Here is a 22,765-nt window from a genome sequence, read left to right as displayed (position 1 = left end):
GTCATTGCCTTCATTAAAGAAGAACAGGCACTCCATCAAGAGTGCCTGCCTCGTTACTTCATCTTCCCGTTTACATACTTTGTAATTTCCGCTCCGCCGGCTTCTTCCCATTCTTTTGCAAACTGTTCGAAGTCGCTGATCGGTCTTTTGCCAGTGATGACGTCGGTTGAGAATTCTTTGTACAGGTTTTCGGTGGCATCCCATTTGGCGGATGCTTCTTCTGTGAGCATGACTTTGTTGTCTTCACTGTAGTAGTCTCGGGCGAGCTGGGCGGATTGTTCCGCTGGCTTGGAGAGGAGGGGGGTTTTTAACGGCTTTTCCGTTTCAAACTCGGCCGGCTCCCAGAATCGTGCGTACCATTCGCTATAGTATTTTTCAGTGAGCTCAATCTCGTCACCGGATAGCTTGTAGTGCTCTCCTTCAAAGCCGATCCGGTCGATCATCTGGCCTCTCGGGCTTGCCATGTAATCGAGTACTTTGAATGCGAGGTCTTTGTTTTTTGATTGCGAGGATATGGCGATCCCGCGTGATTCTTTTGAGATATCTGTCGGCCCGTAGCCCTGGAATTCGCCTTTTGCAGGCGGAAGCACGGTGAGCTCTGCTTCTTTGCCGTTCACCTGTGTCATTTTCCCGTTGTAAATATCGATGACTTTTCCGTTCGTGCCGGTGATCACACCAGCTTCCCCGTCGTAGAAGGCTTTTTCCTTTGTATCCCATTGCTTTGTTGCGAACTGCTGATCGAGAAGCCCTTCTTTGTAAAGCTCACTGTAAAACTGAAGCTTCGCCTTCTCTTTTTCTGAAACCTTTGCGTATTCATAAGTGCCATCGCTTTTTTTCAGCCATGTCTGATTGATTCCGAAGGCCATATTGAAGATGGAATCAATCTCGGTAATATCTCCTGCTGCCGTAATCGCGTATTTCGGCTTTCCGCCGCCAGGCGCTTTTTCCGTCAGCTCTTTAAAGAAGGCCTTGTAGTTTTCAGGACTCGGATCAGCCATGAGCGTTTTTGAAGAAGACAGCTGATTGAACCAGTCGCTGCGGATGACGGGTGTTTTCAGATCAAGCGGCTTGATCCACAGCAGGTATGGATAATTTTTCAGCCGTTTTTCATTGTAAGGCTCCATGATGGATTTGAGATGCTTCGATTTTTCCACATAAGGCGTCAAATCTTCAAGCAAATCCTGCTCGGCGATTTGCTGGTCCCCGCCCTGAAAATAGATCATATCCGGGATGTCGCCGCTGAATAAAAGCAGGTTCAGCTTTTCAGCGTAGTTGCCCTGAGGCATTTGGACAAGCTCGAATTTGACATCCAGCTTTTCATCCTTTTTCAATGCCTTCTCCAGGTTGCTGAAGTACTTTTTGGTGGCCGGATTGGATGGATCTTCATCCTTCAGCACAAGCTTGATGGTTCCTTTTTTGCTGTCTGATGTGGACGCACTTTCCCCTGAGCATGCTGAAACGGTGAACATCAGCATGGCGGCTGTGAGTATAGCTGTCAGCTTTTTCATTTCCCTACTCCCCCTTGAGCTTCGTTTTATAGACCCCGGTTAATCCTTCACACCTCCTTCAAATGCCCCTTTTGCGTAAAATTTTAAAATGAGCGGATAAAGGATCAGGATCGGCACGATGGAAAGAATGATCATCCCCGCTTGAAGGGAGGAAAAATCAAGGCTCGCGATCTGATCATAGGAAAGGACATTCTGTGTTCCAAGCAGGGAAGCATTGTCCTTTTGAACGACAAACTGGCGGAGCACCACCTGTAGCGGCCATTTGTTCGGATCCGTGATGTAGATTGTCGCCCGGAAGTACTCGTTCCAATGGTATACCGCATAAAACAGGCCCAGCGTGGCAAGTCCCGGTTTGGATAGCGGGAGCATGATTTTCGTGAAAATCTTAAAATGGCCGGCCCCGTCCATTCTTGCCGCTTCCAGGATGCTGTCGGGCACGTCCTGAAAGAAGCGGATCAGGATGAACAGATAATACACATTTATCGCTTTGTAAAAAATAAGGGACAGGTACGTGTTCAGCAGTCCGAGATCCTTAACGAGCAAATATTCCGGGATAAGCCCGGGCTCAAACACCATGATGATGATCAGCAGAAGAAGGACAAGACGTTTCCCCGGAAAATACGTCCTCGACAGCACGTACGCTGCCATCGCCGTCAGCAGGAGATTGAGGGCAGTGCCCGCAACCGTCAGAAAAATAGTGTTGAATATGCTCCGGACGATCAACGGATTTGAAAACAGCACCTGATAGTTGATCAGAGAGAAGCCTTCAGGGAATATATCGAGCCCCCCGAGCTTCTGCACCTTTAACGGATCTGAAAACGACATGGCGAGCAGGTTGAGGATCGGAATTAAAACAGAAATCGACAGCAGCAGAAGGAGGAGGTAGACCGTCACAGAAAAAGGCGTCAACTTCTTCATCCTTACCACACCCCTCTTCCGGTCACGCGTTTTGAAATGAAATGGGTTCCTAAAATCAGGACCATTCCAATCACCCCTTTGAATAAACTGGCCGCTGTAGCATAGGAATACTGCCCGTTTACCAAGCCGATCCTGTACACATATGTATCCAAAATATCAATCACGGATATGACGGAGTTGTTCATTAGGTTGAACACCTGGTCAAAGCCGGCGTTCATAAAGAAGCCAAGGTTTAGAATGAATACCGTTACAATCGTTCCGGCAAGCTCAGGAATGGTAATGTAACGGAGCTGCTGCAGATTGGATGCCCCGTCAATCCTTGCTGCTTCATAGAGAGCGGGGCTGATTTTCATGATGGCGGCAAGATAAATGATCGAGTCCCATCCGGCACTTCTCCAGATCTCGGAGAAAACGAGCACCCAGCGGATATGGTCTTTACTCGTCATGAAATCAATCGATGGGAGCTGGAAAAAATTCCGGATCACATTGACGCCCCCGTCTTCCGGATTCAGCAGGCTGATCCAGATTCCTGCGATGACGACCCAGGACAGGAAATGGGGAAGGTAAATAATGGACTGCACAGAATTCCGGAACCGTCCGCTTCGCACCTCATTGATGAGAATCGACAGCAGGATGGGAACTGGGAAAAAGAAAATCATTTTCATCGTACTGATGATCACGGTATTCTGGAGGACCGTAAAAAAAGCGGGAGAGCTGAACAGCACTTCAAAATGCTTGAACCCTACCCATTCGTGGTTGCCAAGAATGCGGTAATCCTGAAAGGCAAGCTTCATGCCGATCAGCGGAACGATATGAAACGTAACAAAATAGATGAGGGCAGGAAGCAGCATGGCATAGAGAACCCAGTCTCTTTTCATCAATTTCCACTTCGTCTGGAACATCTGGGGTCAGCTCCTTTTCAGGCGGTATGTGCAGCCGGAATTTTTCATCACGTTTAGTCGATCTGTTCACCTGGTAAGGATGCAGGATAATGCTAGAATGATAGATTTTTGAAATCGCTTACAAATAATAGTAGTTGTAAACAGTTTTTCCGTCAAGCAAGTCTTTGATTTCCACGCTTCAAGGCAAAAAAAAAAGCAAGCATGCCATTAAGCATCCTTGCCGGTTCGTTCTTTCGGTTTGAAAAATGAGAGCCAAAGTACGGCTGCGCTGAGGAGGACGAGCTGGGTGAGATCCCAGAAGGTTGACGTCCTTTTGACAATGGAGGCGGCGTCCAGGATGGGGATGGATGCCAGGAACAGGCCGATGTAGGCAACGGGGATGGCGCTGGTCCGCTCGTTTTTTGCATAAAGACGAAATCCTGCCACTATCAGAAGGATGCCAGCCATTCCGCTTGCCGCAAGCAATAAAACAGGAAGGTCAAAATGAAGATTCAACATGCTGCACCTCGCTTTAAATTTTGCTCCCTCTTCGGTTTCTCCTTTTCCCCATCATTTTATGCAGAAGGTGGGACAACATTTATCTTTTTTCTGTAAATGTTTTGGGACAGGTTGTACATCCTATAAGACAAAGTGTTCGAAAAAGGAGTGTACTGGATGCGGAAACCAATATTGGGTGTCATCTGTGTCTTTCTGCTGCTTATGCCTGCAGCGGCCCAGGCTGTCTCAAATGCGCCGATCAACTGGGGGTTTGCGAAAAGCAGGAATCATGTACCGGCACAGGCGGGGAGAGAGCGGTATGAACTGCTTGCGAAGTACGGCTCGTTTTACCTTGGAGATACAGAAAAAAAGGACATTTATCTGACGTTTGATAACGGATATGAAGCGGGATATACACCAAAGGTTCTCGATGTGCTGAAAAAGCAGCATGTACCGGCCACGTTTTTCGTGACCGGGCATTACCTCGAAGACCAGCCGGATCTTGTGCAGCGGATGGCGAACGACGGGCACATCGTCGGAAATCATTCCTGGTTCCACCCCGATCTCACTGCTGTAGGGGATGCACGTCTAAGAGCAGAACTGGATAACGTGAGCAAGCGGGTGAAAAAACTGACCGGTCAGGACGCCCACTACCTCCGACCGCCGCGGGGGGTTTTCAGTGAGCGGGTACTGTCGCTCGCCAATGAATACGGCTACCAGACAGTCTTCTGGTCCCTCGCTTTCGTAGACTGGCACACAGATGCACAAAAAGGCTGGCGCTATTCATATGACAACATCATGAAGCAGATCCACCCCGGTGCCATCCTGCTGCTGCACACTGTTTCCAAGGACAATGCGGATGCACTGGATAAAGTGATAATGGATTTGAAAAAGGAAGGATACCGGTTCAGGAGTCTGGATGATTTGATGGTGGAGAGGTCGGAGCTGCCGTTATAATAAAACAGCTATACATTTAAAAGAAAGCTGTTGTACTTGGCTATTGATTTCCGCTGCAGGCGTTCGCTTTCCGCGGGGCGGGCGGTGAGCCTCCTCCTCGCTTCGCGACTGCGGGGTCTCACCTGTCCCGCTTCTCCCGCAGGAGTCTCACGCCTTCCGCTCCAACCAACAGGTGTATAAAATTAACGTCATTTTTTAACAAAGTCCAAAAGAAAAAATGCTTGGTGCTGTTAAATTCAAGCATTTTTTTATATAAAGGGCAAAGTCTTTAAATATTCGTTTGCCATACTCCACCTGAGCCGGTTATAAATCCGCACCTATTATAAAACTGTGTTTTATTTTCCTCGAATGTGACTGTAACCATGCTTAATCCAAAACGTTTAGACTCCAATAATAATTCTGTTACTAGCTTTACACCAATTCCCTGTCCCTGGTATTCGGGATGAACAATTATGTCTTCCAGATAACCGTGTTCCAGCCCCATCCCACAAACATATCCAAACGCAATTAATTTTTCATGCTCATCTCTAACCCCGGCCCAAAAATTGCATCGTTCCAACAATATAGGGTAATCATCATCTCTTCTTCCCCAACCAACAAGCTCCCTCAAATCAGGTACTTCGTTATTAAAAACTGGTAAATTAATTACGATGTAATAGCCGATTAAATACTCCTCCAGGCTCAGCGTGTTTATCTTTTATAAATCCTCACACCATTAGGATCAGTAACATCAGGCATTCCTTTAATGAATGCCTCCTTAATCGCTACCATCTCCCCCGTTTCAGAAACAATGTGCGAAACAGGCTGTCCAAATAAAAGGGACAGGTCATTCTCTAATCCATTTCGCTTCGTAACAATAGTAAGCTTTTGCAATTCAGCTTCTTCTGTGATTCCATCAATGGCGTCCTTAGAAGTCTGCAGCTCGATCCGAAAAGAATACGGGGTAGCGATAAAGGTGCGTCTTTCGCTGACTTGCACATCCCAGCCCATGTTCCGGGCGTTTTTGCAGATTCGGTCATGATTTTCCGGTGTGACCAAATAGCCGATATGATCAAACATGACTTTTTTGCCGAAGCCAAACGTGATGTTCACTGCACCACGCCTTGCTTCAATAATTCTGAACAGGATGTTTTTTTCGCGGAAATCATTCCATTCGAGCGGCGGGTTAAATTCCTGAAATTCCCCCTGATATCGGCCGACGCGCTGGGAGATGCGAAATCCGTTTTCTCTATAAAACTTCTCGGTTTCTTCGACATGCGGTGTCCAGTAGTGGTAATGAAAAAGCATCAGATTTCCCCCCTCATTTAGCTGCCACAGGTACATATAAGTCCACTTTGCATTTCCCTTCCGGATCCTCTGCAGGGTTGTTCAGGTTGTATTCGAGTGTGGGCCTCTTTGGGTCTGCCTCATACTCACTGTCCGGCAGCCATTCTCCAAAAACATACTGATAAGCCTGATTCAGCTGATCTGGAGCATCATAAAAAGAGTAAACGGCATACTGACCGCCATCCAGCCGCATGAACTGCATGTCTGGATGCTTTTCTTTTTCAAAGCTTTCCGGAATCGTCACGCACGCGTCGTGACGGCAGTTTGTGGCTTCAACTGTGTCCGGGTTATCCAGTGAGATTCCGATAAACGATTGGGCGGGCGGATACAGCCCGTTGCTGATGGCCCAATGAATCAATTTCCCCCAATGCTCCTGCGGTTCGAAGTAACTTCCGGTACGGCGTATGTATGCAACTTCGGATTGCGGCATTTCTTTTAGCATGACCTTCATTTGATTTCCCCCATTCTGGTTATGATTTTAACATAAATATCCAATGAGGAAGTTGAAAAAAAGCAGCCCATATTGGACTGCTCGTAAATTTAATACGCCCCTTGCGAATACGTCAGCTCATAGCTGTGCGTATAGATCTCGAAGATGTTGCCGAATGGATCTTCGACGTAGACCATTTTGTATGGTTTGTCACCCGGGTAGTATTCGCGGATCGGCATGCGCTGCTTGCCGCCGTGGGCTTTGATTTTTTCAACAAGGCCTTCGATGTCCGGGTCCTGGACGCAGAAGTGGAAGATGCCGGTTTTCCAGAATTCGAAGTTGTTTTCCGGCTTCTCGTTTTGCGGGAATTCGAACAGTTCGATCCCAATTTTATCTCCGGTTGCGAGATGGGCGATGCGGAATTTGTCCCAGTCATTGCCGAACACGTCGCGGCACATTTGCCCCACAGGTGAGTCGTCGTTCTCGACATCAGACGGCTCCATGATGACATACCAGCCGAGCACCTCGGTATAAAATTGAACAGCCTTGTCCAGATCAGGAACAGACAGGCCAATATGTGAAAAAGATTTAGGATACGGAAGCATTGAATTTCCTCCTTGAGATTGAGTATGGTTTTATTATAGACAGCGGCAGAAATTTTAGTAAGAAGGCACTTTTTTGTGGGAAACTTACCTAGAGGTAAGAAAGGACGTGTATGACTGTGCAGGTAAATGAAGACGGAAAGCTGAAATGCTCGATTGAATATACATTGAGGAAAATCGGAGGGAAGTGGAAGACGGTGATCCTCTGGCATCTCGGAGTGGACGGCACATTGCGCTACAACGAGATCCGCGCCCTCATGCCCGGCGTCGCCGATAAAGTAATGAGCGGGCAGCTGAAAGAGCTCGAGGAAGACGGGCTGATCAGCCGGATTCAATACGAAACCGTTCCGCCGAAGGTTGAATATAGCATGACCGAGCTTGGGAAGACGCTGATGCCGGTGCTGAGGGAGATGCACCGGTGGGGGACGGAGCAAGAATAAACAATGACAGATGCGTATCGATGTCTTGAAAACGTGAGGAGTTGCTATGTTTCCATCTCATATAACTTTATCAAAGAGCGGATGAATCATCATAACATTAATGGTTTAAGCGTTTCAGTAATCGAAAGCGGTCAAATTAGCGGAATAGAAAATCACGGGCTGTTAGAAGCAGGAAGCGACAACAAAGTGGACAATCATTCTGTTTTCAATGCTTGTTCAATCAGTAAGTTTGTAACAGCATTACTTGCGTTGAAGTTAACAGATGAGGGTTTCCTCGATTTAGATGAGGATGTGAATACACGATTAAAATCGTGGAAGTACCCCTACAATAATTCGAAGGATAAAAAAGGAATAACCTTACGAAACTTGCTTAGCCATCAATCCGGAGTAATGGACCCTGAAGGAAGTTTTATGGAGCTGAACGCCAATATAGGGATACCTTCAATGGCAGAAATATTGGGAACGACGCCATACTGTGAAACACCGATAGACGTGAAATATCAGCCAGAGAGCGATTTTTACTATTCGGATGCAGGATTTTGTATGATTCAGCAATTGATAGAGGATGTGACTGGGAACTCTTTTATAAAGGTTGTTAAGGAACTGCTGTTTGATCCTTTAAAAATGACAAACAGCACATTTTTACAAAATACCTCTGAAGAGATCAACATGAATGTTTCTTCTGGCCATAACAAGGAAGGTGAAGTGACAGAAGGAAAATATCCAATCTATCCTTATCCCGCAGCTTCTGGACTTTGGACCACTACTGCAGACTTATCTCAATTCATTCTTGAAACAATAAATGCACTCCATAATAAAAGCAGAGTTGGGATTTCTGCAAACAGTGTAAAAGAAATGATTAGCGCCCAAGGATGTAAAAGCTGGACTGGACTTGGAGTGTTCTTGGACGGTTCAGGCAAAGAAATTGAAATCTCGTCATTTGGCTGGGGAAAAGGGTTTCAATGTATGATGGCAGCCTATCCATATCTAGGAAACGGCATGATCATCATGACAAATACAGATTCAGGAGTTCATCAATTGAAGGGTCTAATTGGTGAAGTCTATTATTCCTTAAAACCTTTATTGAATCATGCGCAATCTTAGTAAGAGTAGAAATGCAGGGCCTTAATAAAGTTAAGTTCCTGCTATTGTATTTTGGCTCTATAGTAAAATGTTTTAGATTATTACCTGTTTAGCCCCTGTTTGCTTTGCAGCGTTTCCTTTCTAAAAAAGTCACTTATAGGACTGCAGCCGGTCTTCAGGGCCGCTATTTCGCTCCAAAAGCCTGCTTTTTCAAAAAATCGGTCTCAGATGCAGCTATTTGCCGGTTTCCGAGTGAAAATCCGCTCAATCTAAGAAAATAACGTCCGCTGAGACCGTTCGGGAGAAAATGGCTCGTTTTCATTAAAATAGCGTCTCCTGAGACCGGAAAGCATGGAAACGGTCTCCAGGGCCGCTATTTCTCAGTAGGAAATAGAATTTGAAAGGGGTAAAGCCACATGAAGTATGAAATAATGATCCGCGATTCAATAGATGAAACGAAAGAATTGGATGCCATCTTAAAACTTCATAAGGAGGTCTTTGGATCATCAGATAATTTGGTTCAAAAAATGCGGAGTAAACCCAATTTGCTGATCATGGCTGCAATGGATGGGGAAAAAGTGGTTGGATACAAGCTCGGGTATGAGCTTGACCAGCATACATTCTATAGCTGGCTTGGCGGTATAGATGCTGATTATAGAAAGCGGGGGATAGCCTCTCGATTAATGGAGAAGCAGCATCACTATTTAAAGGAGAAAGGCTACACGGTGGTTCAGACTAAAACGATGAACAAGTGGCGCAGTATGCTGGTTTTGAATATAAAAAGCGGGTTTGATATTATCGATGTTTATACAGATGAAAAGGGACAGCGAAAGATTGTCCTCGAAAAAGAGCTTACTTTATAAAAAAGCAGCAAGGAGAACGGCCATCGTTTTCCTTGCTGCTTTTTAGTGCACTCTCATTCCGGATAATAGATCACCATGCTCAGCCGCACGGGTGTCTCCCCGTCATTATGGTAGCTGTGCGGTCCATCGGCTTTGAAGCGGATGGAGTCGCCGGCTTTGATCGTGTGTTCGTTCTGCTTGATCCTCACCGTTAGCTCGCCGTCGAACACGGTGATGAATTCCTCTGTCCCGGGGTTGTGGGATTCAGAATCGAGGTAGCCCTCGGGATCAATCTCCACGCTGTACATTTCAAAGCGCCGTTCATCTTCAAATGGAAAGTAAGGGAATACGCGGTACCTTCCTTTATCAATGGACAGCATGTTCACGCTGTCTTTTTTGACGACCTCCGTGTCGGGCTGCTGCTGGTGGATGAGGGAGGAGAAGGACACCTTCAGTCCGTTTGCGATTTTCCATACGGTTGTAATGGTCGGGCTTGATCCGCCGCGCTCGATCTGGCCGATCATCGTTTTGCTGACGCCGGTCAGCTCCGCCACGCGTTCGAGACTTAGATTGTGCTGCTCCCGGATCGCCTTCAAATTCCTTGCGAGAATGAGATTTAATTCCTCCACAAAAACACTCCTATATAATGATGTACAATATAACGACTATAATGTACAATATGTAGTAATCGTTATAGTGACCGTTTTAGTCATTTTAACACACATCTAGAGGGGGATGAAGATTTTGTCAGTCGTTTCTTTTCTTCTTTTTGCCTTTGTAACGTCCTTTACCCCAGGCCCCAATAACATTATGGCAATGGCATTCGCCAACCAATACGGTTTCAAACGGACCTTCAAATTCTGCCTCGGCGTCGGAGCCGGCTGTTTCCTGATCCTGCTCGCCTGCAGTTCGTTCAACATGCTGCTTGGTACATACCTGCCAAAAGTCGAATTTTTCATGACCATCATTGGTTCCGCTTACATGCTTTACCTCGCCTTTCAGATCCTGAAAAGCAAACCGGGATCAAAAAATGACTCGAACCCGAAAAACATCAGCTTCACCGCCGGCATGATGCTCCAGTTCATCAACCCGAAGCTGATCCTGTACGGAATCACCGTCATCTCAACCTTTATCCTGCCATACTACGCATCACCCGCAAGCTTCCTGTTCTTCTCGCTCTTCCTGGCCTTCCTCGGTTTTCTGGCAACTATCCTATGGGCCTTCTTTGGAGCAGTTTTCCAGAAATTCCTGCAGCAATACCGGATGCAGTTTAATGTGTTGATGGCGCTGCTGTTGATGTATAGTGCGGTGAGCATTTTAGTTTAAAGCAGACCTGATGAAGGTCTGTTTTTGTTTAGGGATATAATGGTAATATTGAAGAAAAAGAGAAGGATGAAACAATGACCGCTATCGTGATTCTAGGCTTTCTAGCAGTATTCGGTTTGATTTTTCTTTTAATCAGTAAAAAAGTTCCTAATTGGGTAAAAGGAACGGTGTTATTGTTAGTAGGGATTGGAGTGAACATTCTGGTCATCCCGGTATCCCTGTTTATTGGGGTAATGGCAACAGATGCACCAGGAAGCGGAGTAAGAGAATTCATCATTGGAATCCTGTTCATTCAGGCAATTCCACTCCTATTCCTGATCGGATGCATCGTGTTTTTTATCGCTATGCTGCGAAAACCGAAGGAAAAAGGGGAGAGTTTGTAATCTTGGACAGGGATATCTTCGAAAAAACCGGGTTGTCTCCGGAAATTTCCATATATCATCGAAACTGCTGATATATCTCCGAAAATAAAATTTTATCTCCGAAAATCGCTGCATATCGATTTTTCGGGAGGATTCGTCAAAACTCTATTTCAGGGTATCAAGCTTGAGGATCGATGCATTAGAAGCCCGTTCCTTTCTTTGCTGTTCCTTCACGTAAGCAATTGCCTTTTCAATTGTATTGATGTTCTCCTTCAGCCAATGCTCGCCCATTTCTTTTACCAATAGGTGAACCCTTCCAATGCTGCTGAAAATATTCTCATAATCGAGCAGTACATAAATGACTTCATCGTTTAACCCCATTGTCTGCAAATCTTTTATAAGCTTACGATCATCCTCGGTAATGATCCCGTAATGTTCTTCGATAAAGTCAATAGGGGTTGAGGATTTCACTTTGTTTATATACCACTCTTCTGAAGACATTCCCGTTTTGGCTTTGAACTGCTGTTCATGCCACTCTTCAATCGTCGTTCCATGCAGCTCTTTAAACCGTTCTTCCGGTGTCTCACCTTGGACTGTTCGATTTTTGTTATTTTCTTTCATCCGTTTCACCTTTCATGTTTGGTGTTAACGAATAATTCGATGCAGTGTTCAACTATCCCTTCTGCATGATAGTGCCATATGGAGAAAGGAGCAGTCTGTTTTTGCATGGTGTTGCTATCTTAAAAAAAAAGACAAACAAAAAAAGCCCCATAGAGAGGCATAAACTATGATTATAGAGGATTTGTGGTAAGAAAATACAATATATTTAGTATTACAAGGGTTACTATAATAGTGATTACTACCTTTTTCATAGCTTATCCTCCCTTTGATGGTTATACACTAAATCTATTAATACATTACAAGAATTATTCTAACAATTGCTTACACAAAACGAACAAAGCCAACCAAAAGTGACAGCTTAAGATGAAAGGGAAGTGTTCAGATGATAAAAACCGCTCTTTTCGACCTGGATGGAACCTTACTAAACCGGGATGAATCCGTAAAAGCATTTGTTGCCAGGCAATACGAAAGGTTACAGAACCAGGTGGGGCACATTCCTAAAGAGACGTACATCAACAGGTTTATCGAACTGGATCAGCGCGGTTACGTCTGGAAGGATAAAGTGTATCAGCAGTTAGTTGAAGAGTTTTGTATAGTGGATCTGACTTCGGAGGAACTTCTTCAGGATTACAAAAATGAGTTTAGGCATCACTGTGTTCCTTTTGCCCATCTCACTTCCATGCTGGTAGAGCTGAAAAGCATGGGGATCCTGCTTGGCATCATCTCGAACGGATATGGCCAATTTCAGATGGATAATATAAAGGCTCTCGGGATTGAGCCGTATTTTGATGTGATTTTGGTTTCGGAGTGGGAAGGGTTGAAGAAGCCGGATCCTCAACTATTTAAGCGGGCTGCTGAGCGGCTTAACGTCCTGGCGGAGCAATGTGTATTTGTTGGCGACCATCCGGACAATGATGTGAAAGCTGCCCGGAATGTGGGTATGAAGGGGATTTGGAAAAAAGATGTCCAGTGGAGCCATGTAGAAGCGGATTTTATAATAGAAGATTTGGCGGAAATACCTTTCATTATCGCGGGCTCAGCTTAGCAGGGCTATCTGGCTCCGTCCCGCCGGATATCTCCGATAAAACCGATTTATCTCCGGAAATTTCCATATATCTTCTAAAATCCAGTTATATCTCCGAAAATAAAATTATATCTCCGAAAATCGCCGAATATCGATTTTTCGGGAGGATTCGACACTTCCGAAGCTTCGTGCCCCCGAATTTTTAGACCACCTCCCAACTATGCTATAATACAATCACCATTTCACGCGCGAAAAGAGGGGTTTTGGATGTGGCAGGAACAGGTTCAGGTGGCGGCGCCTTATGATTTTGACCGGGTGCTGGAGCGGCTTTCGATTGATTCGATGAATGTGCTGGATTTGGCGGAGCGGTATGTGAAGGTTCCGCTGCGGCTGAACGGCTTTGAGCCGCATGTGGTTACCGTTCAGGCAACGGGGACGAAGCAGGAGCCGGCTTTTACCGTGACCGGCAGGACGGAGGCGGTCAAAGAAGAAGCGATGGCGGAGGTTCGCCGGATCTTCCAGTGGGACTTGCAGCTTCAAGCAGTGGCGGAGCATTTTAAGCCGTCAACGATCGCTGAAATTTTCGCAGAGCACGAAGGCACGCCGCTCGTTCTGGATTTCAGCCTGTACGGAAGCCTCATTAAATGCATCATCCACCAGCAGCTTAACATGGCGTTCGCGATGACGCTGACGAAGCGGTTCGTGCAGACATACGGGGAAGAGGTGGACGGGGTCTGGTTTTACCCCCATCCGGAAAAAGCTGCCGCCATCCCGGTGACGGAGCTCCGTGAGCTGCAGTTCAGCGGACGGAAAGCGGAGTACATCACCTCCATATCCGCACTCGTCGCAAACGGCGAAATTGATCTCGATAACATGCACAACCAAACTGACGACGAAATTTATGAGCAACTCATTAAAATAAAAGGAATCGGACCGTGGACCGTGCAGAACATCCTGCTGTTCGGCCTCGGCCGCCCGAATCTGTTTCCACTCGCCGATATCGGCATCCAGAATGCACTGAAGCAGCATTTCCAGATGGATGCGAAGCCGACAAAGGAAGAAATGCTCGCCTTCAGCAGGGAGTGGGAGCCTTATTTAAGCTATGCGTCCCTTTACCTGTGGCGCAGCATCGAAAAAAGAACGGAGCGTTAGCATGAACAACAAGCGTACACATCAACCAAAACAGCAGTCCGGCATCACGATGGAAATGGGACAGACCTTTCCACTAACGATAAAACGCCTCGGCATCAACGGCGAGGGAGTCGGCTATTTCAAAAAGCAGGTCGTCTTCGTATACGGCGCCCTGCCCGGCGAAGAGGTCGTCGCGAAAGTAACGAAGCTTCATGCGAAGTTCGCCGAAGCGGAAATTAAGAAAATCCGGAAAGCATCCCCTCACCGGGTCAAAGCGCCGTGTCCGTATTTCGGCAAATGCGGCGGCTGCCAGCTGCAGCATCTCGACTACCAGCAGCAGCTGAAGGAAAAGCGCGATATCCTGATCCAGGCACTCGAACGCCATACGAAATTCGACCTGTCCAAGCTTGAGATCCGCCCGACGATCGGTATGGACAACCCATGGGAATACCGGAACAAGAGCCAGTTCCAGGTCGGCAAACAAAACGGCAAGGTAGTCGCGGGACTGTATGGACTGAACACCCACCAGCTCGTCGCCATCGACCACTGCATGGTGCAGACACCTGCCACTGACCGCGCCACGCAGGGCGTCAAGCAGATCCTGCAAGATTTCAAGGTAGAGCCATATGATGAACGGAAGCGCCAGGGGCTCGTGAAAAACATCGTCACCCGTGCCGGCATCGAGACAGGCGAGGTGCAGGTCGTCATCGTCACGGAAAAAGAGGCCTTTCCGAGGAAAGACCTGATTGCGGATGAAATCATGAAGCGCCACCCGGACGTCAAATCAATCGTGCAAAACATTAATCCGGGCAAAAACTCAATGATCTTCGGGGACAAGTCCGTCAAGCTGAAAGGGAAAGACACGATCGACGAAAAACTCGGTGCTCTCTCCTTCGGCCTGTCGCCAAGAGCGTTCTTCCAGCTGAACCCGGAGCAGACAAACAAGCTCTACAACGAAGTCAAAAACGCAGCCGCACTGACCGGTAAAGAAAAAATCGCCGACGCCTACTGCGGAGTCGGAACAATCGGCCTTTGGCTCGCCGACGGCGCCAAAGAAATCCGAGGCATGGACGTCATCGAAGCCTCCATCCAGGACGCCAATAAAAACGCCAAAAACCACAACATCAACGCCACCTACGTCACCGGCACCGCCGAACACTGGCTCCCGAAGTGGACGAAAGAAGGCTGGAAACCAGACGTAGTCGTCGTCGATCCGCCAAGAACCGGCTGTGACCGGACACTGCTGGATACAATCAAGAAAGTAAAACCGAAGAAATTTATCTATGTGAGCTGTAATCCATCTACTCTTGCGAAGGATTTGGAGTACTTGGCTAAGGAATATAAGGTGGAGTATATGCAGCCGGTGGATATGTTTCCGCAGACGGCGCATGTGGAGTGTGTGGTGCAACTTGTTTTGGAAGAAGGCAATTAACCCGAATGGCTATTGCCTTCTTTTGTTCCTGCAATAGTTTTCCAAAGCAATCCTTGATGTAAATTGATCATCTGTTTGGCAAGTGCGGTTTTCACAAGACCACTTTTAAAATGAAATTGATTATAGACTTTTTTCTGTCCAATAAGTAAACTACGAAACTGAAGTTTGATGTAAATATTTTTTCGGTTACTAATTTATTGGTATTATGGATATGTGGCAGACCGCACATGGCTTGCTAAGAAAAACTTATGTCAATTGCGTGGTTTCTTTAAGTATCAGTTCGAGAGGTTTACTAGATGGCGTCATTGATTACTATATCCAGATAGTATTAATGGACTCCTACCGCTATTCTTGCGTAAGAACCAAATTTAGCTTGCAAAATACAGTGTGCAATATTAGTGGAGCATGTCTTAGGGAACTAAGATATGCTTCCTTTTATTTATAACCATTTATTTACAAAGTGATTTATAATAAAAGTGGAATATTAAAAAGGAGATGTTAGAAGGAATGTACATTTCTAATATAGAAGTTAAAAATTATAAAAATTTCAGGTCCAACATAATTGAATTTAACGAGGGTATAAACGTAATTATCGGTCATAATAATGCTGGGAAATCCAATTTACTAAAGGCTATGGCATTGATATTTAATCCATCTACAAAAAAGAATTTAACTATAGATGACTTTAATAAAACCATTCCGTTAGAAGAATTAAAAGTTCAGCCGCCTAGTGTTAATATTTCAATCACCCTTACTCAAGAAGAGAAAGAAGATCTAATGGGTGATGACTTAGTCGTTCTAAGTCAATGGCTAACCAAGTTGGAAGAGCCGTATGAGGCAAAAATACATTATGAATATTGTCTCCCACTTAAACACCACGAGGATTACGAAAGAATGCTATCTACTACAACTTCTATACTAGAAGCGTGGGAGATTATAGATAGAAATTTTTTGCGTTTATATACATACAAAATTTATGGTGGAAAGTTAGATAATCAAATTACAGTAGATGGCGAGTACTTGAAGAAGTTCGACTTTCAATTTTTAGATGCCATTAGGGATGTCGAAAGGGACATGTTTAGTGGTAAAAATACACTATTAAAGAACGTTTTGGAATTCTTTATGGACTTTGATATTAAATCTAATGAAGGCTTAGATGACGATGGTAAAAGACTGAAAATCAAAGACGAAAAAAGGAAATTTGAAGAGCAAGCAAGGAATTTAATGGACTCATTGAATGAAAGGATGGCAGAAGGAAAGAAACAAATTTTATCCTATTCAAAAGATATAGGTGCCTCTTTCGATAATGCAGAGCCAAATTTTGCAGGTAGCATCACAGATATTGAACTTTATTCAGCTCTTAAACTAATTGTTGAATATCAAACAGGAATTCAGTTGCCTATAACACATAATGGACTTGGATATAATAATTTGATTTTCATGTCTTTATTATTGGCAAAAATGCAAGTGAATGCCAGCGAAACGTTTTTAGGAAATAACGCTAAAGTTTTTCCGATGCTTGTAATAGAAGAGCCAGAAGCGCATTTACATCCTTCAATGCAAAGGCAGCTATTAAAGTTTTTAAAACAGAATTTAAGAGATACAAAAGTACGTCAAATATTCGTATCAACCCACTCAACTCATATAACGGGAGCATTAAGTCTAGACGAATTAATTTGTTTATATAAGGCCGATTATGAAACGCAAGTTAGTTATCCAGGTAAGGTTTTTGGAACTAACGAAGAAAGTAAAAAGTATGTACAAAGATTTTTAGACGCTACAAAATCTAATATGCTTTTTGCTGAAAGACTTATTTTGGTAGAAGGATTAGCGGAGCAATTATTAATGTCTATTTTTGCCGAATATGTAGGGATGTCTCTAGAAGATAATCATGTTGCAGTAATAAATGTAGGCGGAAAATACTTTGATCATTTTTTAAATCTATTTAACACTAATAATCCAGCTGCAATAAATAGAAAAGTAGTTTGTATTACTGATAGGGACCCAGAAAGAAAAGACCTTACAATTGAGAAAGGGTCTTATAAAAAATGCTATCCATTTGAAATGAATATAGAGCCTTCAAAATACGAATATAAAATTAATGAGCAAGGATTAGAATGTCCACCTAATATAAAATTCTATTTGCAAGATGAAATGAAAGGTAAAACCCTTGAATATGAATTAGCATGTTACAACCCAACACTTAAAGAATTAGTAACTGATTCAATGTCAAACAAAGAAGAAATAAAAGATATGATGGAACTATATAAGGAAGGAAAAGGAATTGATGAGCTTTATAGTCTATTAAGTAATTCAAAAGAAAACGCTAGAATTATAAATGCCTTAAAACAAGGATATTTAGATTGGAAAGATGATGAAAAAAAAATTGCATTAATAGCTGCTAGATATTTAAATTCAGTTGGTAAAGGTGTTAATGCTTTGGAATTAGCATATGTATTGGAAAGCAATCTGGCTAAACGAGGTACGGAAGCTTATAAAGACTTTATGGTACCAGACTATATTAAAGAAGCTATTGAGTGGGTGTGTAAAAATTGATTACAATTTCATCTAGCAATTGTATTGGATTAGAACAACATTTTAAAGTTACGGCCGGGCCAGGTGCAGGTAAAACGCACTGGTTAGTCAACCATATTAAAAATACAGTTAAAGGATCTTTGCGATTAGAAAAAACTCGTAAAATAGCCTGTATTACATATACAAATGTCGCTGTTGAAACGATTATGAAAAGGCTAGGTACTAGTATAGCTAATAGAGTAGAAATTTCAACGATTCATAGTTTCTTGTATAAACATGTTATTAAGCCGTATTTATTTTTAATAGCTAATGAATTTAATGTGAATGTAGAAAAGATTAATGGACATGAGACTGTGTTTCCTCAACGTTCTATTGTTGAAAATTGGTTAGAAAATCATAGTCGTAGAACTGATTTGAAGCACCCTAATACAGTAAGACAATTACAATTTATAGATGATAAAAAAAAATCTTTGTGGGTGTGGCTTTCCAATATAGAATATAAGTTTAATACTTACGGGCACCTTGAGTTAGTTGGTAAAAAAGATAAAGCAGGGTCTATAAGTAAAGTGGCGAGAATTTTAGAAGATGATTTACTTAGCTATAAAAAATTAAATTGGGCAAGAGGTAAGATTGATCACGATGATATCTTGTTCTTTAGTTATGTACTAATTACAAGGAATCCATTTATATTAAAAGTCTTAAGAGCAAAATTTCCGTACTTCTTCTTAGATGAAGTTCAAGATACAAATCCTATCCAAACTAAAATTATAAAGTTGATAGCAGACGAAGAATCAATAGTTGGTGTTATAGGTGATCCTGCTCAGTCTATTTATGCCTTTCAAGGTGCAAACATTGAAGAATTTAAAAAGTTCCAATTAGAAAACATGGCAGAATATCAAATCCTTGAAAATAGACGTAGTTCAAACCAAATCATTGATCTGCTAAATAAAATTCGAATGGATATTATGCAAGATAAATATAAAAATGTTGATGAAGATTTGCCTACATTATTTATAGGTGATACTGTAGACGCTTATAAAAGAATTAAGGATATATACGGTGAAGACAGTGTAATCCATACACTTTCTAGAGATAACTCTACAGCTAATGCAATGAAGACGTTGATTTCTTTAGATGGAATAGATTCTAAACTTTTAATTAAATTTCAAGAGTGTGATAGTAATTCCGTTAGACTTAGAATAATAATCAGTTCTATAGAGGCAGTGGAATTTGCGCGAATAGGTGATTATAAAAACGCATTAGAAAAAATGAGAATGCTTTTCACTGGATTATCTGAGAAAGAACAAGTTAACAAATCAATTTCGTTACTTCAGGTATTATTAAACACATATAGTACCTATGAATCTGAAGCGATTATGGATTTCTATAATATTTTGAAACTACATAATCCAATGGCTGGTTTCAAAGCTGGTGTAGCTAAAGATTTTTATAATACTACTTCATATAAACATCTTTCAATATGCATAAATTTCAAAGAGGATATTAGTGAACATCGTACTATTCATACTATTCATAAAGCAAAAGGTGACGAATTTGAAACAGTTTTATTAATCCCTAATTCGTTGGATTTTCTAATTAATCCTAATATAGAAAATGATGAGGAACACAGGATTTATTATGTTGGTTTGAGCAGAGCTAAGAGTAGATTGTTCATTGCTTTTCCTAGAGTGCAAAAGAAACATCTAAAGTTAATAGAGGAAAAATACAATATCAAAGTGGAAGACTTATCTAAAGTTCCTAAGTTAGTTTAAATTTCAATACGTTCCATTCGAAAGCTAAAAAAATGGATTAGATAATATAATATTAATATTAAAACTAGTATATAGAAATCGTAACTATACTGGATTTGAAATGTCTAAAATACACTTATTAGCAAGGGATGTGGATGTCAGGGTATCAATTAAGCTATGGAATGGATTCGGGAAAATAGAGCGTAAAGATTGGATGGGAACGAAAAGTGGAGGGTGAATTTATGGCACTTGAAAACTTGAAATCTTTAAAAGACGACATGGTGAGTAAGAAATGGACAATATGTAGTTTTATATTTAGTTACAAAAAAATTGAATATATTGTACTTGTAAAGAGATTTGTTGGCACTGAAAAGAGAATAAATACTTACGCCTTGGTAAAATTACATTTTATGAAATCCAATAACTTAGGAGATGATTTTAAGGTAGAAGCAAACAGTCATAGACTACTCACCGATTCAAAAGATTTACGTCAATATTTTGGAATAGAATATAAAGAAAATTTAGGAGATATTCTTAGTCAATTCACAGAGCGTTTAGGAGGTGTTATTCCTTTATATGTCCCTGATAAATTTTCAGTAACCGAAAAAACTGCAATGGTTCAATCTCTTAGCAAAAGTGATTCGGAAGACCCGAATAAGATTTATTGTACGAAGGTAAGAAGAAACCCAAATGGTGGAGAACGAAGTGAATTTAATGCAGATAAAACAAAATTGTTACGAGAATCACTGTTCAAACATTTTCGTAATGAATTAGGAATTAGTTTTTGTTATTCTAACGAGGCAAGTAAGGAAAACGATGATCCCATAATCTTGAGGAATTTTGCGGCTAATAACTCAAAATAAAAGTTCATATACCCCCATGTTGAATACATGGAAAATATCCTAAGCGCTGTATATAATAGCAAGTCCGTGTCAGGATTCAGGGGAAACTAAGATCTTGAAGAATCACCGTGCTGATTCTTGTAACACCATCTCATTTGTTGCCACATACAGTCATACATGTGGAGTGTAAAGTGTAAAGTGCAGTAGCTGATTATGAGAGAAGGCAACTAACCCGATTAGGGTAGTTGCCTTTCATATATCCTCAGACCCACTGTTTATGTACGAAACCTGAAAAATATATAACTTATTCATAATAATTTGGAATTTCCAATGGTTTTCAAGCGCTTTACAATAAAAGGAGAAAAGGAACAAAACTCATCGCATAGTCAGGTTACATTTGTAAGCGTTATCAAAATTACCTTAAACAGACAGGAGAATCTATATATGCCCAGTAAAAACCACTACAACGTAACAGAATGGCCAATCGGCAATCCGTATGAGGATATTGGCGAAGTGATAAACAGCATAATCGCTGATATAAAAAAGCGCCAAACAAACAAAGATGAAAATAAAGGCGGCAAGCCGGGTGCGGTTATCTATATTCCGCCGGGAGATTATCATCTTAGCACTCAGGTCATGATCGATATCAGTTTTCTTAAAATTATGGGGGCTGGGCATGGGTTTACTTCTTCGAGTATTCGATTCAATACTCCTGAAGAGGAATGGGCAGATTTGCATGAATTGTGGCCTGGAGGGAGCCGCATACTCGTTGATCTTCCCCTGGAAGAAGATGACGAAGAACATAAAGGTGCAGCCTTTTATGTGGAACGAAGTGGGAATCCCCGAATCAGTTCGGTGGAGTTTTCGGACTTTTGTATTGATGGTTTGCATTTCATTGAAGATGGTTCAGGGATGACCAATCCGGAAAACACGTATACGAACGGGAAAACGGGTATTTATGTTGCAAGTGCTTGTGATTCCTTTCGGATTACAGGTATGGGATTTGTGTATTTAGAGCATGGGATCACGATTTATCATGCAGATGCCCTGTCTATTCATAACAATTTCATAGCGGAATGCGGAAATTGCATCGAACTGCGGGGCTGGGGGCAGGCTTCGAAAATCACGGATAACCTGATCGGAGCCGGTTTTAAAGGTTATTCCATTTACGCTGAGAACTTTGGCGGCCTTTTGATTACAGCGAACAACATTTTCCCGCGAGGTGCGAGCAGCATCTGTTTGGATGGTGTGACTCGTTCCAGTATCACGAATAACCGGCTTCATTCGTTTTATCCGGGAATGGTGGTATTAAAGAGAAATTGTTCGGAAAACCTCGTTTCATCCAATCACTTTTTACGTGATCATGAACCGTGGACTCCTTTCGTGAACATAGACAATGGCCTGGATGATTTGTATGGTCTCCTCTACATCAGCGGCCATCATAATTCTGTGGTTGGCAATCACTTTTCTGAAGTGATTCATAACATCAAGCCGAAAGGTGCAACACCTGTCATCATCCGCATTGTTTCGGGTAATGGAAATTATATTTCCACGAATCATGTGGTGGCAACAGAGGTTCATGCCAACACAAGCGATTCCTGCTACGATGCGCAGGTAGAAGCATTGCTCACGACCGAAGCAGCAGAGCCGCTAACCGTAACAACCGTATTGGTCGAAAAAGAATCGCTTCAAAATATCATTCTTGATTCAGGAAACGATGCGCAGGTTGTGATGGACAGGACTGTGAATGCGTTTAGGGCGACTCCGGTGCCGAGAGCGTAAATAATTTCTTTGATAGATACAAAAAATTTGAGTAATCTAGGAGAGATGTTCATGATCTTTTTATGTATGGGCTATTTCAACCCTGAAAAGATGGACGAACGGCCAAGGGCGGAAATTGAAGAAGTTATGAATGAATGTCAGCCGCACATTGAGAATTTTTATGATAGTGGTGAGGTCCTGCTTGATGCGGGGCTGGAGTCAGAGATTAAAAGCCTTCGCCGTGTGAATGGAAAGATAATCGCAACAGATGGTCCATTGACAAAAACAAAAGAAAGGATTGGCAGCGTTTTTATTTTTGAAGCAGAAAGTATGGATGAAGCGATCCAGCTAGCCTCTCTTCATCCGACCACGCAAGTCAGCAAAGGGGAAGAGTTTGACTGGCGAATTGAAATCCGGCCTGTTCATTACTTTAAGAATGATAAATGAGTCACCATGTGAAGGGTGTTTCTAGTAATCACTAATGGAGTACAATTT

At 42.8% G+C, this 22,765-nt stretch carries 25 protein-coding genes; 14 read left to right on the top strand and 11 right to left on the bottom strand.

Features of this window, described 5'->3' with window-relative positions; translation table 11 throughout:
• Window positions 1-53: 53 nt before the first annotated feature.
• The 4 genes from GKZ89_RS15880 to GKZ89_RS15865 form a co-directional block, all read right to left on the bottom strand.
• Window positions 54-1,508, bottom strand: coding sequence for an extracellular solute-binding protein (locus tag GKZ89_RS15880; protein ID WP_155113389.1), 1,455 nt, complete (start codon window positions 1,506-1,508; stop codon window positions 54-56).
• 39 nt (window positions 1,509-1,547) lie between these two features.
• On the bottom strand, window positions 1,548-2,426 hold the full coding sequence (locus GKZ89_RS15875; protein ID WP_155113388.1) for a carbohydrate ABC transporter permease: 879 nt from the start codon (window positions 2,424-2,426) through the stop codon (window positions 1,548-1,550).
• Between the two features lie 2 nt (window positions 2,427-2,428).
• A complete protein-coding gene (locus GKZ89_RS15870) occupies window positions 2,429-3,328 on the bottom strand; it encodes an ABC transporter permease (protein WP_155113387.1) in 900 nt (299 codons plus the stop codon).
• A 207-nt stretch (window positions 3,329-3,535) separates the two neighbouring features.
• On the bottom strand, window positions 3,536-3,826 hold the full coding sequence (locus GKZ89_RS15865) for a hypothetical protein (protein ID WP_155113386.1): 291 nt from the start codon (window positions 3,824-3,826) through the stop codon (window positions 3,536-3,538).
• 156 nt (window positions 3,827-3,982) lie between these two features.
• Here GKZ89_RS15865 and pdaA point away from each other — a divergent pair, with 156 nt between their 5' ends.
• Window positions 3,983-4,762 (top strand): delta-lactam-biosynthetic de-N-acetylase, encoded by a 780-nt coding sequence (gene pdaA / locus GKZ89_RS15860; RefSeq protein ID WP_155113385.1) that lies wholly within the window; start codon window positions 3,983-3,985, stop codon window positions 4,760-4,762.
• 268 nt (window positions 4,763-5,030) lie between these two features.
• Here pdaA and GKZ89_RS15855 read toward each other — a convergent pair whose 3' ends face one another.
• The 4 genes from GKZ89_RS15855 to GKZ89_RS15840 form a co-directional block, all read right to left on the bottom strand.
• Entirely contained in the window at window positions 5,031-5,372 is a 342-nt protein-coding gene (locus GKZ89_RS15855; protein ID WP_241680291.1) for a GNAT family N-acetyltransferase, read from the bottom strand.
• An 80-nt stretch (window positions 5,373-5,452) separates the two neighbouring features.
• Window positions 5,453-6,049 (bottom strand): hypothetical protein, encoded by a 597-nt coding sequence (locus GKZ89_RS15850; RefSeq protein ID WP_155113383.1) that lies wholly within the window; start codon window positions 6,047-6,049, stop codon window positions 5,453-5,455.
• A 13-nt stretch (window positions 6,050-6,062) separates the two neighbouring features.
• Window positions 6,063-6,539, bottom strand: coding sequence for an AraC family transcriptional regulator (locus tag GKZ89_RS15845; RefSeq protein WP_155113382.1), 477 nt, complete (start codon window positions 6,537-6,539; stop codon window positions 6,063-6,065).
• Between the two features lie 89 nt (window positions 6,540-6,628).
• Complete coding sequence (locus GKZ89_RS15840; protein WP_155113381.1) at window positions 6,629-7,123, bottom strand: lactoylglutathione lyase family protein; 495 nt, start codon at window positions 7,121-7,123, stop codon at window positions 6,629-6,631.
• A 110-nt stretch (window positions 7,124-7,233) separates the two neighbouring features.
• Between GKZ89_RS15840 and GKZ89_RS15835 the strand changes: the two genes are divergently transcribed.
• Both GKZ89_RS15835 and GKZ89_RS15830 read left to right on the top strand, forming a co-directional pair.
• Complete coding sequence (locus tag GKZ89_RS15835; protein ID WP_155113380.1) at window positions 7,234-7,560, top strand: winged helix-turn-helix transcriptional regulator; 327 nt, start codon at window positions 7,234-7,236, stop codon at window positions 7,558-7,560.
• A 3-nt stretch (window positions 7,561-7,563) separates the two neighbouring features.
• Window positions 7,564-8,664, top strand: a complete 1,101-nt coding sequence (locus tag GKZ89_RS15830) for a serine hydrolase domain-containing protein (RefSeq protein WP_155113379.1) — start codon at window positions 7,564-7,566, stop codon at window positions 8,662-8,664.
• A 163-nt stretch (window positions 8,665-8,827) separates the two neighbouring features.
• Here the strand turns inward: GKZ89_RS15830 and GKZ89_RS15825 are convergent, their stop codons facing one another.
• Window positions 8,828-8,965, bottom strand: coding sequence for a hypothetical protein (locus tag GKZ89_RS15825; protein WP_155113378.1), 138 nt, complete (start codon window positions 8,963-8,965; stop codon window positions 8,828-8,830).
• 94 nt (window positions 8,966-9,059) lie between these two features.
• Here GKZ89_RS15825 and GKZ89_RS15820 point away from each other — a divergent pair, with 94 nt between their 5' ends.
• Complete coding sequence (locus GKZ89_RS15820) at window positions 9,060-9,506, top strand: GNAT family N-acetyltransferase (RefSeq protein ID WP_241680290.1); 447 nt, start codon at window positions 9,060-9,062, stop codon at window positions 9,504-9,506.
• Window positions 9,507-9,559: 53 nt separating this feature from the next.
• Here GKZ89_RS15820 and GKZ89_RS15815 read toward each other — a convergent pair whose 3' ends face one another.
• On the bottom strand, window positions 9,560-10,114 hold the full coding sequence (locus GKZ89_RS15815; protein WP_162356960.1) for a helix-turn-helix domain-containing protein: 555 nt from the start codon (window positions 10,112-10,114) through the stop codon (window positions 9,560-9,562).
• A gap of 115 nt (window positions 10,115-10,229) precedes the next feature.
• Here GKZ89_RS15815 and GKZ89_RS15810 point away from each other — a divergent pair, with 115 nt between their 5' ends.
• Together GKZ89_RS15810 and GKZ89_RS15805 are read left to right on the top strand one after the other, a co-directional pair.
• A complete protein-coding gene (locus tag GKZ89_RS15810) occupies window positions 10,230-10,811 on the top strand; it encodes a LysE family transporter (RefSeq protein WP_155113402.1) in 582 nt (193 codons plus the stop codon).
• Window positions 10,812-10,885: 74 nt separating this feature from the next.
• Entirely contained in the window at window positions 10,886-11,194 is a 309-nt protein-coding gene (locus GKZ89_RS15805) for a hypothetical protein (protein WP_155113377.1), read from the top strand.
• Between the two features lie 144 nt (window positions 11,195-11,338).
• Here GKZ89_RS15805 and GKZ89_RS15800 read toward each other — a convergent pair whose 3' ends face one another.
• Entirely contained in the window at window positions 11,339-11,794 is a 456-nt protein-coding gene (locus tag GKZ89_RS15800; protein ID WP_155113376.1) for a DnaD domain protein, read from the bottom strand.
• A gap of 382 nt (window positions 11,795-12,176) precedes the next feature.
• Here GKZ89_RS15800 and GKZ89_RS15795 point away from each other — a divergent pair, with 382 nt between their 5' ends.
• From GKZ89_RS15795 to GKZ89_RS15760, 8 genes are all read left to right on the top strand, one after another.
• Entirely contained in the window at window positions 12,177-12,839 is a 663-nt protein-coding gene (locus GKZ89_RS15795; protein WP_155113375.1) for an HAD family hydrolase, read from the top strand.
• A 246-nt stretch (window positions 12,840-13,085) separates the two neighbouring features.
• Window positions 13,086-13,970, top strand: a complete 885-nt coding sequence (locus GKZ89_RS15790; protein ID WP_155113374.1) for a DNA-3-methyladenine glycosylase family protein — start codon at window positions 13,086-13,088, stop codon at window positions 13,968-13,970.
• Between the two features lies 1 nt (window position 13,971).
• A complete protein-coding gene (gene rlmD, locus GKZ89_RS15785) occupies window positions 13,972-15,381 on the top strand; it encodes a 23S rRNA (uracil(1939)-C(5))-methyltransferase RlmD (RefSeq protein WP_155113373.1) in 1,410 nt (469 codons plus the stop codon).
• Between the two features lie 507 nt (window positions 15,382-15,888).
• Window positions 15,889-17,937, top strand: coding sequence for an ATP-dependent nuclease (locus GKZ89_RS15780; RefSeq protein ID WP_155113372.1), 2,049 nt, complete (start codon window positions 15,889-15,891; stop codon window positions 17,935-17,937).
• Complete coding sequence (locus tag GKZ89_RS15775; RefSeq protein WP_155113371.1) at window positions 17,934-19,688, top strand: UvrD-helicase domain-containing protein; 1,755 nt, start codon at window positions 17,934-17,936, stop codon at window positions 19,686-19,688. The genes GKZ89_RS15780 and GKZ89_RS15775 overlap by 4 nt, the downstream gene beginning before the upstream one ends.
• 221 nt (window positions 19,689-19,909) lie before the next feature.
• Window positions 19,910-20,530: a DUF6037 family protein gene (locus GKZ89_RS15770; RefSeq protein ID WP_155113370.1), complete on the top strand. Its 621-nt coding sequence runs from the start codon at window positions 19,910-19,912 to the stop codon at window positions 20,528-20,530.
• Window positions 20,531-20,953: 423 nt separating this feature from the next.
• The gene (locus tag GKZ89_RS15765; protein ID WP_155113369.1) at window positions 20,954-22,291 is read left to right on the top strand and encodes a NosD domain-containing protein; all 1,338 of its coding nucleotides are present in this window, start codon (window positions 20,954-20,956) and stop codon (window positions 22,289-22,291) included.
• A 51-nt stretch (window positions 22,292-22,342) separates the two neighbouring features.
• Window positions 22,343-22,717 (top strand): YciI family protein, encoded by a 375-nt coding sequence (locus GKZ89_RS15760; RefSeq protein ID WP_155113368.1) that lies wholly within the window; start codon window positions 22,343-22,345, stop codon window positions 22,715-22,717.
• Window positions 22,718-22,765 lie beyond the last annotated feature (48 nt).

Origin of the sequence: Metabacillus mangrovi, from assembly GCF_009711125.1 — a bacterium.
GTDB lineage: Bacteria > Bacillota > Bacilli > Bacillales > Bacillaceae > Metabacillus_B > Metabacillus_B mangrovi.
This window is presented reverse-complemented; position numbering and strand designations above follow the sequence as displayed.